Below are 15,218 nucleotides of genomic sequence, written 5' to 3' on the forward strand. Positions count from 1 at the left end.
GCATAATGTAGCTTATGTAAAGTCCGGTAAAATGACCGACACCGACCCTGTGCTAAGCTCGCTGGCTACGTTGAGGCGCGTGGGATGGGCGTGCGTACCAAGGTGATCCCGGCCATGCGCGCCCACAATGGCACCGAGCCCGGATTCGAGCTGACCGACGATGCGCTGAAGGTGACCCTCTATCAGGGGCCGTGACATGGCTCATCGGGAACGTCGTCGGCTGGCTCCTGATCACACATCCTTGGCGCCGTCGATATGATCAACTGGATGTTCCTCCAACAGGCCCTACACACCCTTGAGCGGTATCTATCCCAACCAGCCCCGTAAACGATTCGGTCAGAACTTCCTCCACGACCCTGGGGTGATTCAACGCATCATCGATGCCGTGAATGCGCAACCGGATCATCATCTGGTCGAGATCGGCCCCGGTCAGGGCGCCATCACCGCGCGCCTGCTCGAGACTGCCGGAGCGCTCGACGCCATCGAGCTGGATCGGGATCTGATCGTCCCACTGACCGAACAGTTTGGTGGCACCTCGCTGAGGCTCATCAACGCCGATGCACTGAGCTTCGATCTTTCTAGGCTGTTGGAAGACGACCAAGAGGCGCGCGACCAAGAGGCGCGGCCACGGACGTCGAGCGCGCGTCGACTGCGCCTGGTCGGCAATCTGCCTTACAACATCTCGACGCCATTGCTGTTTCGGTTCCTGGAGCAGGCCGACTGCATCGAGGACATGCACCTGATGCTGCAAAAAGAGGTGGTCGACCGGATGACCGCGGAACCGGGCACCAAGGTCTATGGCCGACTCTCGGTGACGGTGCAGACCTTCTGCTCAGCACAGCGCCTGTTCGTGGTCTCCGCTGGCGCCTTTCGACCCGCCCCAAAGGTCAGCTCGGCGGTGGCTCGCTTACGCCCACATCGCCCGCTACCCTATCCGCTCGCCGATCCCGGCTGGCACGCCCGCATCGTTGCGGCGGCCTTTGCCCAGCGCCGCAAGACCTTACGCAATAGTCTGTCTGGCTTAGTCACGCCGGAGCAGATGATGCGCCTGGGGATTGATCCCAGTGCGCGCGCAGAAACCCTCTCCGTCGGCCAGTTCGCGGCGCTCGCGAACACCTCGAGCGCTTGCATTGGCGCCCAAATACCCTGAGATTGAAAGGCGTTTTGTGAATTGCATTGAGCCCATGACTGGAGAGGGGGTCGCTGATGAACGACGAGGTTTCTGATACCGAGCACCAGGAGCATGAAGGCACGGATAAGGAGGGCGGCGAGCTTGCCCGAGCGCGCGATGTGATGCCGTCGCTCATTCATCTTCTGCCGGTCGCCTCGCGTCCGTTCTTCCCTGGGCAGGCGGTGCCGCTGCTGATGGCTGCCGAGTATTGGCTGCCGACCATGAAGGCGGTCGGTGAGACCGAGCATAAGATCCTAGGCGTGGTGCTGGTCGGCAGCGACACCTCTGAGGAGGCTCGCACCACCGACTTCAAGCCGGTCGGAACCGCATGCCGCGTGCATCGAGTGCACTCGGAAGAAGGCAAGCTGCAGGTGCTCGTTGAATGCCTGCAGCGCTTCCGGATCGAGGATTTCGCCAATCGCAAGCGCCCATTTTCTGCGCGTGTAGACGATCTGCCGGAGCCGGCGCCAGAGCCCGAGGATGAGGTCAAGGCCTATGCGATGGCCGTAATCAACACCATCAAGGAGCTCCTGCCGCTGAACCCGCTCTATGTCGAAGAGCTGCGGATGTTCCTCGACCGCTTCGGTCCCGATGATCCCTCGCACCTGGCCGACTTCGCCGCCAGCCTGACCACCTCAAGCAAGGAGCAGCTGCAAGAGGTGCTTGAGGCCGTGCCGCTGATGAAGCGCATGGAAAAGGTGCTGGTGCTGCTCAACAACGAGCTGGAGCTGGCCAAGGCGCAGCACTCGATCCGCCAGTCGGTCGAGGAGCGGATGCAGAAGCAGCAGCGCGAATTCTTCCTCAAGGAGCAGCTAAAGGTGATCCAGAGGGAGCTGGGTATCGCCAAGGACGATCGCACCGCCGAGATGGACAAGTTCAAGGACCGGTTGAAGAAGCTGACCCTGACCGACGAGGCGCAGAAGCGCGTCGATGAGGAGATGGACAAGCTCGCGATGCTCGAGACCGGCTCGCCCGAGTACTCGGTCACGCGCAACTATCTGGACTGGATCACCCTGCTGCCCTGGGGCAAGCATTCCAAGGACAAGCTCGATCTCAAGCGTGCGCGGCGGGTGCTGGACCGCGACCATTACGGCCTGGACGACGTCAAGGATCGCATCCTCGAGTTCCTCGCCGTCGGAATCCATAAGAGCGAGATCGCCGGCTCCATCATCCTGCTGGTCGGCCCGCCTGGCGTCGGCAAGACCTCGATCGGGCGCTCGATCGCCGACACCCTAGGCCGGCGCTTCTATCGCTTCTCGGTCGGTGGCATTCGTGACGAGGCCGAGATCAAGGGCCATCGGCGTACCTATATCGGCGCCATGCCGGGCAAGTTCCTGCAAGCCGTCAAGGACGCTGGCACCGCGAATCCGGTGATCATGCTCGATGAGATCGACAAGATCGGCGCCAGTTATCACGGTGACCCGGCCTCGGCTCTGCTCGAGGTGCTTGACCCTGAGCAGAACGTCGACTTCCTGGACCATTACCTGGATCTGCGTTTCGATCTCTCGAAGGTGCTCTTCGTCTGCACTGCGAATCAGACCGATAGCATCCCCGGCCCGCTCCTCGACCGCATGGAGGTGATCCAGCTCTCCGGCTATATCGCCGACGAGAAGCTCGCGATCGCTAAGAAATATCTGTTACCCCGCCAGATCGATCGCGCTGGCTTGCCGAAGGACACGGTCAAGCTCAAGACCAAGGCGCTGCGCGCGTTGATCGAGGGCTATGCCCGTGACGCTGGCGTGCGCCGCCTGGAAAAGCAGCTCGGCAAGATCGTTCGCAAGGTGGCGGTGAAGATGCTGGAAGGCGCCGAGACGCCGATCGAGGTCGAAGCGCAGACGCTCAAGGATTATCTCGGAAGCCCGGTCTTTCGAGATGAGCGCAAGCTCTCGGGTCCTGGCGTGGTCACCGGTCTGGCCTGGACCGCGATGGGCGGGGCGACCTTGAGCATCGAGGCGGTGCGCACCCATGAGTACGCGCGCGGATTCAAGCTCACCGGTCAGCTCGGCGATGTGATGAAGGAGTCGGCCGATATCGCCTACGGGTATATCGTCAGCCATGCGGTTGACTTCGGTGCTGATCCGGCCTTTTTCGAGAAGGCCTTCATCCATCTCCACGTCCCAGCCGGTGCGACGCCTAAGGATGGCCCCTCCGCCGGCATCACCATGGCCTCTGCCCTACTCTCTCTGGCGCGCAACAAGCCGGTACGCCGGATAGCGATGACGGGTGAGCTGACCCTAACCGGTGAGGTCTTCCCCATCGGTGGCGTGCGCGAGAAGCTGATTGCTGCCCGGCGCGCCGGCATCAAGGAGATCCTGCTGCCGGAGGATAATCGCGGCGAGTTCGACGAGGTCCCGGAGCATGTCAAGAAAGGGCTGACGGTACTTTTTGTCAGTCGCTTCGAAAACGTTGCCGAGCTGTTGTTCTCGGCCAAGGCAAGCTAGGTAGGAGCAACAATGAACGCAGGCGAAATCGTGCAAGCATGGGCCTTGGCCTGTTGCCAAACCTTAGAGACACAGGACATCGAAGGGCACATGAACCTGATCTCGAAGCAGATCAAGGTCTTTGGGCTGGCCGACTTTGACTTTGTGGATTACAACTTTTGGCAAAATCAGGTGCAAGAGCAGTTCGCCAACGGCCTGGTGACCTCGTTGCGTTACTATCTGCACTCGGTGAGAACCGACTCAGAAAACCAGATCAGCTTTACCGCCATCGAGTATCTGACCGATAAGGATGGGCGCGAGCATGAAAACCCACTGCTCGTCGTCCTCTCCAAAGAGCCGGATGGCGTCTGGCGCGCGACCGAAGAGAAAATCCTCACCGAAGACCAGGCGCGCGCTGCAGGTTTGAGTCGCTTGCACTAGCTTGAACTGAGTATCAGAGCGTTCGCTCGGTACAACCTATTGCCAACTGGGTCTAGGGTTTCGCACAGGTAGCGCCTTGGAAGCCAAGAAGCTCGATACGATCGACGACCTGTCGCGATGCGCTGAAGAGCGCGTCGAGCTGATCAACGGCGAGATCGTCAAGCGGCCGATGGCCCGCTCAGACCATGCGCTGATCCAATCCGGGATCTCCGACGAGGTCGCCGTTCTGAAGCGCAAGGACGGTCCCGGCGGCTGGTGGATCATGCCAGAGATCAGCGTCAAGTACAGCGAGACCCAATGTCCGAGCCATGACCTGGCTGGATGGCGGCGTGAGCGTGTGCCGCGCAGGCCCTCCGGCATCATGGCCGTCCTGCCGGATTGGGTCTGCGAGATTACCTCACCAGGGCATGAACGAAAGGATATGTTCCATCACTTCATGCTATTACAGCGCACCGGCGTCCCCTACTACTGGATCATTTCGCCCGAGGACAAGACGCTGATCGCCTATCGGCTCGTAGATACAACCTATCAGGTCTCGTTTTCGGTCGAGTACGATGTCGCGACGGTACCGGAAAAGGTCCGAATCCCCCCATTCGAGGCGCTTGAGATGGACTTGGCCTATATCTTCGGTAAAGAATGATGCCTTTGTGCTCTTTTCTATTTTTTAGCATCTCTTGCAAGGTGTCATCATGACGAGTAAGCGTCTCTGGCGTCGCGTTAGCATAATCTCACTCGTCGCTATTCTCCTGGTTTTGCTGATCGCTTTGCCGGTCACGGCCTTGGTCTACGCCGACGTTGTTGTCGATATCTGGTGGTACCAATCGCTTGGCTTGGGCGTTTATTTCTGGCAGAGACTGCTCTACAGTTATGTCGTCTTCGCCGTCTTTTCGGCGCTATTCTTCTTTTTCTTTTATTACAATTTTCGAATTGCTGCCCGCTGCATGCGAACCAAGCCGCTAGGTCCGACCAAATTCTTACTGCGACTAAGACGCAAAAAGAAACGCTCGACATTGAAAAATGCGCTGATTCTAAGCTCCCAAGAACCGAGACGACCTGCTTCTAATATTCGCTTGGATTGGCTGATCATTGGCTTGCATAAGCTGTCGATTCTAGTTTCTCTAGCGCTGGCGATTGTGCTTGCTTATCCGCTCTATTCGCAGTGGGAAGAGACCCTGTTATTCATCTTTGCGCCCCCGTCTGGTGTTTCCGATCCGGTCTATGGTCAAGATATCAGCTTTTATCTGTTCGCGTTACCGATCTTTCGCCACATCCTGCTCGAGGTGTTTTTCGCACTCACAGTGCTGCTAGCGATACTCAGCCTCATCTATTACCTTGAGTTCCATGAATTAAAAAAACGCAACCTGAACATTGCAGCAGGCGCGAAGCGGCATCTCAGTGTGATTGTTGCGCTGATTTTCTCAGTCGGCATCGCAGAGTTGCTTTTCCAGCGTTACACCTTGCTTTATGGCGACAGCCATACGCCGCTCTTTTTTGGTCCCGGCTATACGGAAATGCGCATTGTGTTGCCATTGATCTGGGCCGCACTATTCATGCTACTCGCCTTCGGCGCTAGCAGCATTTTATATCTGAACACAAGGCGCGGAATAATCATTGTGGTGATTTCTGCGATACTGCTGAGTGGAACCCTTAGCTTACGTTACTGGGAGGCCATCCCAAGAACCATCCAAGACTATCTCGTCGAGCCGGATGAGCTGGCCCGGCAGAAACCTTATATTGATCATAATATTGCTGCGACATTGGATTCATTTGCTTTAAACCAAGTTGAAACGCGCCCTTATGTGATTCCGGTCGTGGCAGACGATGGTGATAAATCTGATCCCAGTGATATCGATCCAGCTGCACTGCGTAATATCCCAGTATGGGATCGTGAGGTACTGATCGATGTGTATCGGGAGCTGCAGGAGATCCGCAGCTATTACAGCTTTCTCTCGGTCAACACAGACCGCTATACCATCGACGACCGTTATCAGCAGGTCTTTCTCGCCGCCCGAGAATTGGATTTTGATCAGTTACCACAGGACTCCCAGAACTGGGTCAATCGCTGGTTTCGTTACACCCACGGTTACGGTGCGGTGATGTCGCCCGCAGCACAAGTCGGTGAGGAGGCCATGGAATGGTATCTAAAAGATATGCCACCGCAGTCCGATGATGGCTTAACGATCGAAGAGCCGGGCATCTATTACGGCATGCAGGATCTGTATGACGTCATCGCGCCTAATGCACTTGGAGAGATCTCTTACCCAGGTGAGTCCGGCGTGGTGCAGGATGATTACCGCGCCGACACCGCAATCCCGATCGACGGATGGTTCAGGCGCGCCGTCTTTGCCCTCTATTACCGTGATTACAGGTTGTTCTTTACCACCGCCATCCAAGCGGACAGCCAGATCCTTATTCGCCGCAATGTACCAAGCACGATCCGTGTGATAACACCCTTTCTAGAGCTCGACGATGATCCCTATCTCGTGGTAACGCCGGAGCATCTGTACTGGATCATCGACGCTTACACGCTCTCTGACCGCTATCCCTATGCCGAGCCAGTGAATCGGAACGTCGCTGCCCACCCCGATCATGGGATGGCGAGTCCGATCGCGAAGGAATTCAATTATATTCGCAATTCCGTGAAGATCGTCGTCGATGCCTACACTGGAGAGATGGACTACTATCTTGCCGACCCGACTGACCCGATCGCGCGCGCCTACGAGCGCATGTATCCTGGCCTGATTAAGGATATGGAGGCGTTTCCGGAGGCGCTGCGGCCGCACATTCGCTACCCGCAGGATCTCTTCACGACCCAGATGCAAGTGTACGCGAAGTATCATCAGACGGACCCGGCGGTCTTCTATGCTCAGGAAGACCGCTGGATGTTTCCGCGCATTTCGCGTGCCGACGAGGTTAAGACCCTATTTCCCTATTACGTCACGCTGAATCTGATCGACCGCTCGCGGTTCGAGCACTTGCTTCTGGCACCGATGAATCCCATGGGCCGAGAGAATATGCGTGCCTTTGCGGTCGTGAGCTCGGATGCGGACAACTATGGCCGTATCATTGTCTACAGTCTTCCCACCGGCATGCTGGTGCTTGGACTCTCGCAGATTGACGCGCTGATCGAGCAGGATTCCAAGATTGCCGAGCAATTCACGCTCTGGGGTCGCGGTGGCGCGGAGATCCAGCGCGGCAAGCTGATACTGATCTTGCTCGACGATGTCATCACCTACGTGCAGCCGGTTTATCTGAAAGCGGCACAAGGTGTGCAGATTCCGCAGCTTAAGCGGGTTATCGTGAGTCAACGCGGGGAGGTGGAGATGGCACCGTCGCTGGAAGAGGCGGTCGCCGCGCTGCGCGAGCGGCAGCACGACGATTAGGCTTGCAGAAACGAGGAAACTGGGGCTTTCGAGCCATTGCCTTGCTAGACAACCACAATACTGAAGGCGAAGAAGATGATGAACATGAATATGAACAAGAACGACGTTGTGCGTAAGCTATTGATTGGGCTATTCATTGCAGCCCTGCCCGGTACGCTCTTCGCCCGCGATCCAGGCATTAATCAGCCGGGGGTGATCGGCGGCGTTCCTGGTGCTGGCGCCCCGGGGAGAGGCCTGTGGGACCCCGGTCTCAATCAACCGGGCGCCATTGGCAATGTCGGCGGTGGTGCGCCTGGTGTCGGCGTGGTCGATCCAGGGATCAACCAGCCTGGCGCGATCGGCAATGTCGGCGGCGGAGCACCTGGTGCTGGCCTCGTCGATCCCGGGATCAACCAGCCTGGTGCGGTAGGCAATGTCGGCGGGATTCGGCATCCGTTGCGCTAATCAGCAGATCAGCGATCTCGGAGACCTGGCGGAACAACTGATCCGGGGCCCGGGCACGCAACGCAGATTCGCAGTTGTAGCCCCAGGTCACCGCACCGGCTTTGGCGCCGGCGCGGCGCGCGGCCTCGATATCGCGCACCTCATCACCAATATAGATGAGGGCCGCCGTCGGTAGCCCGAGACGTCGGCTCAGGCGTTTGAGCCGCTGTTGCTTCCCATTGAGCGCGGCCCCGCATTCAAAGGCCTCAATGCCCGCACAGAGGCAGGGGCCAAGCACGGTGCGTATATTCTCAGCTGCATTGGAGCTCATGATCGCGACCCGAAGATCGCTGACCGCCAACTGCTTAAGCAGTGATTGGATGCCTTCGAACAGCGCGATCTGCTCGATATCGCGTGCCATCCTGCGGCGCAGATCCCGCGCGATCCAGGGCAACCTCCAGCGCGGCACGCGAAGCTCACGAAAGATCGCGTCCGCGCTGAGGTGGCGAAATCGCGCTGCATCCTTGGCCTCAACTTGACGGAAGCCCCAGTCGCGCGCCACGGCATTGAGCTCCGTGGCAAACCAGGGGAAGCTGTCAGCCAGGGTGCCATCGAAATCGAAGACCACAGCCTCGGTTCGGATCGGCGTCGGATTGTTTCTTTCAGTCGTCGCCAAAGACGCTTCGTCCTCTAACAGCTCGCTTAACAATCACCTGAACAAGCGTTGGCTCCCTTGCCGGGACCGCCGCCCGGGCTCCATGCTACCTCTGCATCAACATGTTGCACGGCGACCAAGACTCAGCCGATGGAATTCCTCGAGATCGCTCCGCTACTCTTTGGGCTTGCGCTCCTCGCAGGGATGATCGATGCCATCGCCGGCGGCGGCGGGCTGATTACCGTGCCCGCCCTCCTCTGGGTTGGACTTCCGCCGGTCGCGGCACTGGCGACCAACAAGGCGCAGGCGGTCTGGGGCTCATTCGCGGCCACCGCCCATTTTGTGCGCCAAGGCGCGCTCGACCTGCGCCGCACATCCTTGATCGTGGGCTGCACCTTCATTGGCTCGGCGCTTGGTGCCCTCTTGGTGCAGTATCTCGAGTCCGAGCTGCTGTCGCGACTGGTGCCGCTGCTGTTGATCGCCTTTGCACTCTACTTCCTGTTCTCACCGCGGGTCTCGGACCTGGATTCGCATCAGCGCATCGGCCTGCCCACCTTTGCCCTGACCATTGGTGTCGGTGTCGGTTTCTATGACGGCTTCTTTGGTCCCGGCACCGGGACCTTCTTTGCGATGGGGTTTGTCGCCCTCCTCGGCTTTGGCATGCGGCGCGCTACCGCTCACGCCAAGCTCCTCAACTTCACCAGTAACCTTGCGGCGCTGCTGTTCTTCCTGCTCGGTGGGCAGGTCGTCTGGTCTCTGGCGCTGATCATGGCTGGCGGGCAGCTTGCCGGTGGCTGGTTGGGCGCCCATCTGGTGCTTCGCCACGGGGTCGGCTTGGTCAGACCGGTGTTGGTCTTCGCCTCGCTTGCGATCTCCCTCAAGCTGCTGATCACGCCCTGAGGATGTCCGCTGAAACAGGACGGTCGCGCGGTAATGCTGTGCGCGACCCGCTGAGGACCGACCTCGCTGACGACGACGCCCTCAAGGGATGCTGCGGCTGTTTGGCGATGGCGCGACCGTCTTTCTAAGCTCGGCGCTGCGGCTGGTGCTCGAGATTGTTGCCGGGCGACTGCCGAAGAGCGCTCAGACCATCCCAACGCTGCCAGCGCGTCAGATCCGAGCCCTGGCTGAATGCGAGCCCGATCTGATGCGTTGCGGCCAGCTCGTCGCCATGGCCGAGTCCGGTCTCATTGACACCGACGTAGTAGAGCCGCCAGGACCCATCATCCATCGGCACCAGGGAGGGCGTGCCAACCGCGAAGGCATCCCAGGCACCGGAGCCGCTCTCGGCATGGGCAAAGATCGAGCCGTCCGCTTCCGAGCCGGGTCGTCGCGTCCAATGCACGCCGTCGTCGGATTCCGCGAGGCCGAGCGAATGACCGCTGCCGGCGACGCCCTCGTAGACCATGAGCCAGCGTCCGTCATGCCAGAGTACCTGCCGGGTGCCGATGCCGAGCCCATCGAAGGCATCCGGCTCGCCGGGCCCAAGCACCTCGCCACGCTTGCGCCAGTGCAGGCCGTCATCCGATTCGGCCAGGCCGATGCCGAAGACCATGCGCGCCGGGTCTAAGCTGTGATAGTAGAGTCGCCAGAGATCGTGGCGCACCCGCACCACCTGTGGCCAGCCCAAGCTCGCCGCATCGAAGGCATTGGGCTCACCGAAATCTAACAGCGCACCCTGATGAGGCCCATCAAGCCGCCGCCAGTGAATGCCGTCGCGAGAGACGGCGCAGCCCGGCCGCAAGCGTAGGCCTTTGACATCGAAGCGGCCGATTCGAAACCGGCTGTGATCACCGCCGAAATACCACATCCAGTACAGCCCATCCTCATGGCGCACGCAGCTGACGCCAACATGGGTCGAATCGAAACGGCCGGAGTCAGGATGGGCCTCGAGCACGGCTCCGCGCGTCAGTGGGCCGCTGATGCGCGTCCAATGAATGCCGTCGTCTGATTCGGCGAGGCCGATACGACCTGTCGGAAGATTGACCTCCCGGTCGAAGTTCCGGTCGCGACCGTAGTACCACATGCGCCAGCGGCCATCGGGCACCCGCAGCACGCAGGGACCAGAGACGCGCTCGTCATCCCAATGCCCGGCGGGCCCCGCGCCGAGCAGCAGACCTTTCTGCTTGGCATCTGTCATCATCGATGGCTCCTTGTGATCTGCGTCAAGAAGGTCTCATCTCGGCCAGGCGTTTTGCCGGCCAGGTCAATGTTGCTGTCAGTCTGCCAGTGTACTCTCGCGCCCTTTCCGTTCAACCGTCGCCGCCGTGACCCCCCGTTCGCCCCAGCGACCCGCATCGCAGGGCGACCCAATAGCGACGACCCGTCAGCGAGCAAACGGCGATCAAGAGATGTCCATGGTGGAAGCGCAGTGACCGGGGCCGCAGGCAGCAGGCGGCCGTCACCCAGTCCTTGGTCGACCCTTGCACTCTGTCTCATGCTCGTTGGGATGGCTGTCGACGCGGCGACCTCGAGCCCGAATCCCCCTGCCAGTGTTAGCGCCACCGCCAGCCTCGAGCCGCGTGCTACCTGGGGCGGCGATCTGCGCCTGCGGCAGGTATTCATCGGCAATGTCGGCCTCAATGAACAATCGCCGATCGCTGACCGGACCTTCCAGCGCTATCGTGTCCGGCTTTGGGGCCAGTACTCACCCAGCGAGCAGCTCGGTGCCGAGGCACGGCTGATCTGGGAGGGCCGCCACTACCACAAGCCGGAGGCCGATCAGTGGCCGATTCCCGGTTTTGAGACCTGGTACTCAGGCGGACTCCTGTTCGATCAACTCGCCCTGAGCCTCGACCAGCCCGCGGGTCTGCCGCTCAGTCTCAAGGTTGGCCGCCAGGATCTGATCCTCGGTCACGGCTGGCTGGTGCTTGAGGGCACACCCTTGGATGGCTCGCGAACGATCTACTTCGATGCCGCCCGGGCAACCCTGGATCTAGCCGAGATCGATACTCGCGTCGACCTCATCTACCTCGATCAGGACGCGACCACAGGACGCTTTCCGCGACCGCTGAATGGGGTGATCGAGGACCAGATCGAGCAGTACGAGACCGGCGCCATCCTCTACGCGCGTAACCGCTCCCTGCTCCCTGAGACCGACCTCGACGGCTACCTCATCTACAAGCACGACCGTCCGGATCGTACGTCGGGCAATATCCGTGTCAATAATGGCGCCCCGTTTCCCTCCCCCAGCGACAGCGGCGACCTCTACACCCTCGGGCTGCGTGCTGAGGGCGATCTGAGCCCATCCTGGGGACTGCGCGCCGAGGGTGCCTATCAATGGGGCCAGCTCAACGGCGATGATCTGACTGCGGTTGGTTTCAATGGCCGCATCCTCTATCGGCTGCAAGATCGGCTCGAGAACCGCTTCCATGCCGACCTGGAATACCTCTCTGGCGATGATCCGGACGACGAGACCGACCAGGCCTTTGATCCCCTGTGGGGCCGTTGGCCGCAATGGAGCGAGCTGATGATCTATCAATGGCCGCTCGACAGCCGCGTTGCACAGGCCACCAACCTGCTGCGGCTCAACCTGGGCTGGATGGCGCAGGTGCATCCGACCAGCCTACTGACCCTGGACTACCACGCCCTATTCGCGAATGAAGAGAGCACGCTGACACCGCAACAGAGGGTGAATATCTCTGGCGATGGCCGTTTCCGCGGCCATCTGTTCACGGCCTGGCTCAAGGCCAGGCTCAGCGATCATGTCTCTGGACATCTGGTCGCTGAATACCTCGCGCCCGGTGACTTCTACGCCGAGCACCGGCGGGATGATTCCTACTTTCTGCGCGCCGAACTGGTGCTGCATTGGTGAAACAATCGATGACTGAAGAACGTCTCTTATGGAGCGGTGACGATGCCGTCGCCCTCGCCGCCCTGCATGCCGGCGTCCGGCTCGGCACCGGTTATCCCGGCACCCCGTCGACCGAGATTCTGGAGACCTTTGATCGCCTAGGCGGCAACGCCCAATGGGCGCCAAACGAGAAGGTCGCGCTCGAGGTCGGCATCGGCAGCGCCTTCGCCGGCGCCCGAACCCTGGTGACGATGAAGCACGTCGGCCTCAATGTGGCTGCCGATGCCCTATTCACGGCGACTTATACCGATGTCGACGGCGGCTTGGTGATCGTCTCCGCCGATGACCCGGGCATGGCCTCGAGTCAGAACGAGCAGGACAATCGTCACTTCGCGCGTGCCGCCGGCGCACCGATGCTGGAGCCGATCGACTCACAGCAGGCCTACGACGACACCTGGCTGGCGCTCGAGATCGCCGAGCGCTGGAAGATCCCGGTCATCCTGCGCCTGACCACGCGCATCTGCCATGCGAAGACCGTCGTCCGCCCGCGTCCGGCCGACCAACGCCGCTCGCTGCAGGACGAAGAGAAGGCGGAGCGCAGCTTTCGGCGCGATATCCCCGCGCGGGTGATGATCCCGGCCTTCGCCAAGCCGGCCCACCATCGTCTGCGTCAAAAACTGGCCGAGATCACGGCCTGGAATGAAGCTGAAGGACCGATCCAGGTCGTCGGCAGCGAAGCGAGCGATCAACCGGGCCATCAGGCTGGCAACAAGCCCAAACTCGGCATCATCGCCACCGGTGTTGCCGCCATGCACGCCCGCGAGGCGGCACCTGAGGTCGCTCAACTGACCTTCGGCCTCACCTATCCGCTGCCGCTGGAGCGGATTCGCGCCTTTGCCGCCAAGGTCGAGCGCCTGCTGGTGATCGAGGAGGGTGATCCGGTGTTGGTCGATGAGCTCAACGCCGCTGGAATCAAGGCCGAAGGTAAGCCGACGCGCTTCCGCTTTGGCGAGCTCGACGTCGCACGGGTGCGCCGCATCATCGCTGGCGACGACAGCCCGGAGCCTGCCCCCGCCAAGGGCAAGCCGCCGGAGCTCTGTCAGGGCTGCTCGCATCGCGTCGTGTTCGAGGCCCTGCGTGACCTGGAGTGCATCGTCTCAGGCGATATCGGCTGCTACACCCTGGGCGTGCTGCCCCCGTTCTCGGCGATGGACACCTGCGTCTGCATGGGCGCGAGCATCGGTGTTGGTCTCGGTATGCGCCATGCGCTGCCCGAGGCCGAGGCGCGGCGGGTGGTCAGCGTGATCGGCGATTCGACCTTCGTTCATTCCGGGCTGACCGGCCTCGCCGAGATGGTCTACAACCCGCCTCCCACCGGCCATCTGGTGCTGATCCTCGACAACGAGACTACCGCTATGACCGGTCAGCAGGAGCATCCCGGCACCGGTCGTGCGCTTGACCACAGCCCGACCCATCAGCTCGATTTTGCCGGCATCGCGCGTGCGATGGGCGTGCAAGCGGTCGAGGTCATCGATGGCAGCGACAAGAGCGTCTCGCTCCAAGCGCGCATTGCTGCGCAGCTCGCCCGCGATGAGACCGCGCTATTTGTCGTCCGTCAGCCCTGCGTGCTGGCGGCGCCGAAGATCCGACTCTACAAGAAAGCCGCGGCTGAGGAGCGCGAGTGCCAATGATCACCAACATCGTCATCGCCGGACTTGGCGGCCAAGGCGTCGTCAAGGCCTCGGACATCCTCGCTGATGCCGCGCTAGCCGCGGGCTTCGACGTCAAGAAGAGTGAATTGCACGGCATGAGCCAGCGCGGTGGCTCGGTCACCAGTGATGTGCGCTATGGGCATCCAGAGCACAGCCCGGTGCTGAGCCCCATGGTCCCGCCCGGGGAGGCGCATCTGCTGCTCGTGCTCGAACCGACCCAGGTTGAAGTGGCTCGACCATTGTTGCATCCGGACGGTCTGCTGATCGGTCCCGAGACCATCGAAGCCGGATCGTTGAAGAACAAGAAGAGCTTCAATGTTGCCATGCTCGGTGCGCTGTCGACGGCCCTCGAGATCGGCGAGGCCTACTGGCAGCAGGCGATCCGGGCCAACCTAGCCGAGAAGCTGCACGCACTCAACGATCAGGCCTTTGCGCTTGGCCGCGCTTGTGGTCCCGGTCGGCGGGCAGCTGGCCTTGGCGACGTCGGTTCACGCTAGGCTCATGCTGAGCCCTGCAAGGCGCGAGCTCTGGTTCTGAACCGCCAGCCTCAAACGCCCTCGATCGCGACGGCACCCCCAAACAGATGCTTGGAATCGCTGTATGAAGAGGCTTGCTCTGGATGCCAGAACGCAACGCGTTCGGAGGCCCCCACTCAGTGCTCGGACCGCCTCGAATCACGCATGGCAGCATGCAAACATGACAACAGAAATGGCATCGTGCACCGATGCCTGGGTTTGACGAACCTTGAGGCTTTCCCATGCTGAAAGAGCTCTGGAACGACGCTGCCGGGGGCTTCCACCCCGCCAGCGCCCCTGATTTCCTGCCCGATGCCGCGCTCAAGGAGGTCCAGCTGCGCCGTCTGCGCGCCGTGGTCCAACGCGCCTTTGACAATGTCGCCCTGTTCCGCGATCGCCTGCGCGAGCGCGACCTCAGGCCCGCAGCGATCGAGTCGCTCGATGACATTCGCCATCTGCCCTTCACGTTCAAGGCTGACCTGCGCGATACCTATCCGTTCGGCCTCTTCGCCAGCCCGATGAGCGAGGTGGTGCGGTTGCACGCCTCAAGCGGCACCACCGGCAAGCCAATCGTGGTCGCCTATACGCGAGAGGATATCGAGGTCTGGTCCGAGGTCATGGCGCGCACCCTCGCCTGCTGCAGCCTGCATCGCGGCGACATCGTCCAGAACGCCTTTGGCTACGGCCTGTTCACCGGCGGGGGCG

13 protein-coding genes are annotated in these 15,218 nt (G+C 61.0%); 11 read left to right on the forward strand and 2 right to left on the reverse strand.

Annotated features, from left to right (window positions below):
* Nucleotides 1-295: 295 nt before the first annotated feature.
* From rsmA to ACY693_RS05260, 6 genes are all read left to right on the forward strand, one after another.
* Nucleotides 296-1,150 (forward strand): 16S rRNA (adenine(1518)-N(6)/adenine(1519)-N(6))-dimethyltransferase RsmA, encoded by an 855-nt coding sequence (gene rsmA, locus ACY693_RS05235; protein WP_462320775.1) that lies wholly within the window; start codon nucleotides 296-298, stop codon nucleotides 1,148-1,150.
* Nucleotides 1,151-1,206: 56 nt separating this feature from the next.
* Nucleotides 1,207-3,612 carry an endopeptidase La gene (lon, locus tag ACY693_RS05240; protein WP_462320776.1) on the forward strand — a complete coding sequence of 802 codons (2,406 nt, stop codon included), beginning with the start codon at nucleotides 1,207-1,209 and terminating at the stop codon, nucleotides 3,610-3,612.
* A gap of 12 nt (nucleotides 3,613-3,624) precedes the next feature.
* Nucleotides 3,625-4,032: a hypothetical protein gene (locus ACY693_RS05245; RefSeq protein ID WP_462320777.1), complete on the forward strand. Its 408-nt coding sequence runs from the start codon at nucleotides 3,625-3,627 to the stop codon at nucleotides 4,030-4,032.
* Between the two features lie 76 nt (nucleotides 4,033-4,108).
* Nucleotides 4,109-4,672, forward strand: a complete 564-nt coding sequence (locus tag ACY693_RS05250; RefSeq protein WP_462320778.1) for a Uma2 family endonuclease — start codon at nucleotides 4,109-4,111, stop codon at nucleotides 4,670-4,672.
* A 49-nt stretch (nucleotides 4,673-4,721) separates the two neighbouring features.
* The gene (locus ACY693_RS05255; protein ID WP_462320779.1) at nucleotides 4,722-7,415 is read left to right on the forward strand and encodes a UPF0182 family protein; all 2,694 of its coding nucleotides are present in this window, start codon (nucleotides 4,722-4,724) and stop codon (nucleotides 7,413-7,415) included.
* Nucleotides 7,416-7,493: 78 nt separating this feature from the next.
* Nucleotides 7,494-7,859, forward strand: coding sequence for a hypothetical protein (locus tag ACY693_RS05260; protein WP_462320780.1), 366 nt, complete (start codon nucleotides 7,494-7,496; stop codon nucleotides 7,857-7,859).
* Here ACY693_RS05260 and ACY693_RS05265 read toward each other — a convergent pair.
* Complete coding sequence (locus ACY693_RS05265) at nucleotides 7,804-8,514, reverse strand: HAD hydrolase-like protein (RefSeq protein WP_462320781.1); 711 nt, start codon at nucleotides 8,512-8,514, stop codon at nucleotides 7,804-7,806. The genes ACY693_RS05260 and ACY693_RS05265 overlap by 56 nt on opposite strands.
* Nucleotides 8,515-8,643: 129 nt before the next feature.
* Here ACY693_RS05265 and ACY693_RS05270 point away from each other — a divergent pair, with 129 nt between their 5' ends.
* Entirely contained in the window at nucleotides 8,644-9,393 is a 750-nt protein-coding gene (locus ACY693_RS05270) for a TSUP family transporter (RefSeq protein WP_462320782.1), read from the forward strand.
* Between the two features lie 124 nt (nucleotides 9,394-9,517).
* Here ACY693_RS05270 and ACY693_RS05275 read toward each other — a convergent pair whose 3' ends face one another.
* A complete protein-coding gene (locus ACY693_RS05275) occupies nucleotides 9,518-10,633 on the reverse strand; it encodes a glycoside hydrolase family protein (protein WP_462320783.1) in 1,116 nt (371 codons plus the stop codon).
* A 309-nt stretch (nucleotides 10,634-10,942) separates the two neighbouring features.
* Here ACY693_RS05275 and ACY693_RS05280 point away from each other — a divergent pair, with 309 nt between their 5' ends.
* From ACY693_RS05280 to ACY693_RS05295, 4 genes are all read left to right on the forward strand, one after another.
* Nucleotides 10,943-12,307, forward strand: coding sequence for an alginate export family protein (locus tag ACY693_RS05280; protein ID WP_462320784.1), 1,365 nt, complete (start codon nucleotides 10,943-10,945; stop codon nucleotides 12,305-12,307).
* A gap of 8 nt (nucleotides 12,308-12,315) precedes the next feature.
* Entirely contained in the window at nucleotides 12,316-13,977 is a 1,662-nt protein-coding gene (locus ACY693_RS05285) for a thiamine pyrophosphate-dependent enzyme (protein ID WP_462320785.1), read from the forward strand.
* Nucleotides 13,974-14,495 carry a 2-oxoacid:acceptor oxidoreductase family protein gene (locus tag ACY693_RS05290; protein WP_462320786.1) on the forward strand — a complete coding sequence of 174 codons (522 nt, stop codon included), beginning with the start codon at nucleotides 13,974-13,976 and terminating at the stop codon, nucleotides 14,493-14,495. Before ACY693_RS05285 ends, ACY693_RS05290 begins: the two co-directional genes overlap by 4 nt.
* A 260-nt stretch (nucleotides 14,496-14,755) precedes the next feature.
* A partial coding sequence (locus ACY693_RS05295; protein ID WP_462320787.1) for a phenylacetate--CoA ligase family protein occupies nucleotides 14,756-15,218 on the forward strand: 463 nt, incomplete at its 3' end.

Source organism: Halochromatium sp. (genome assembly GCF_054919635.1).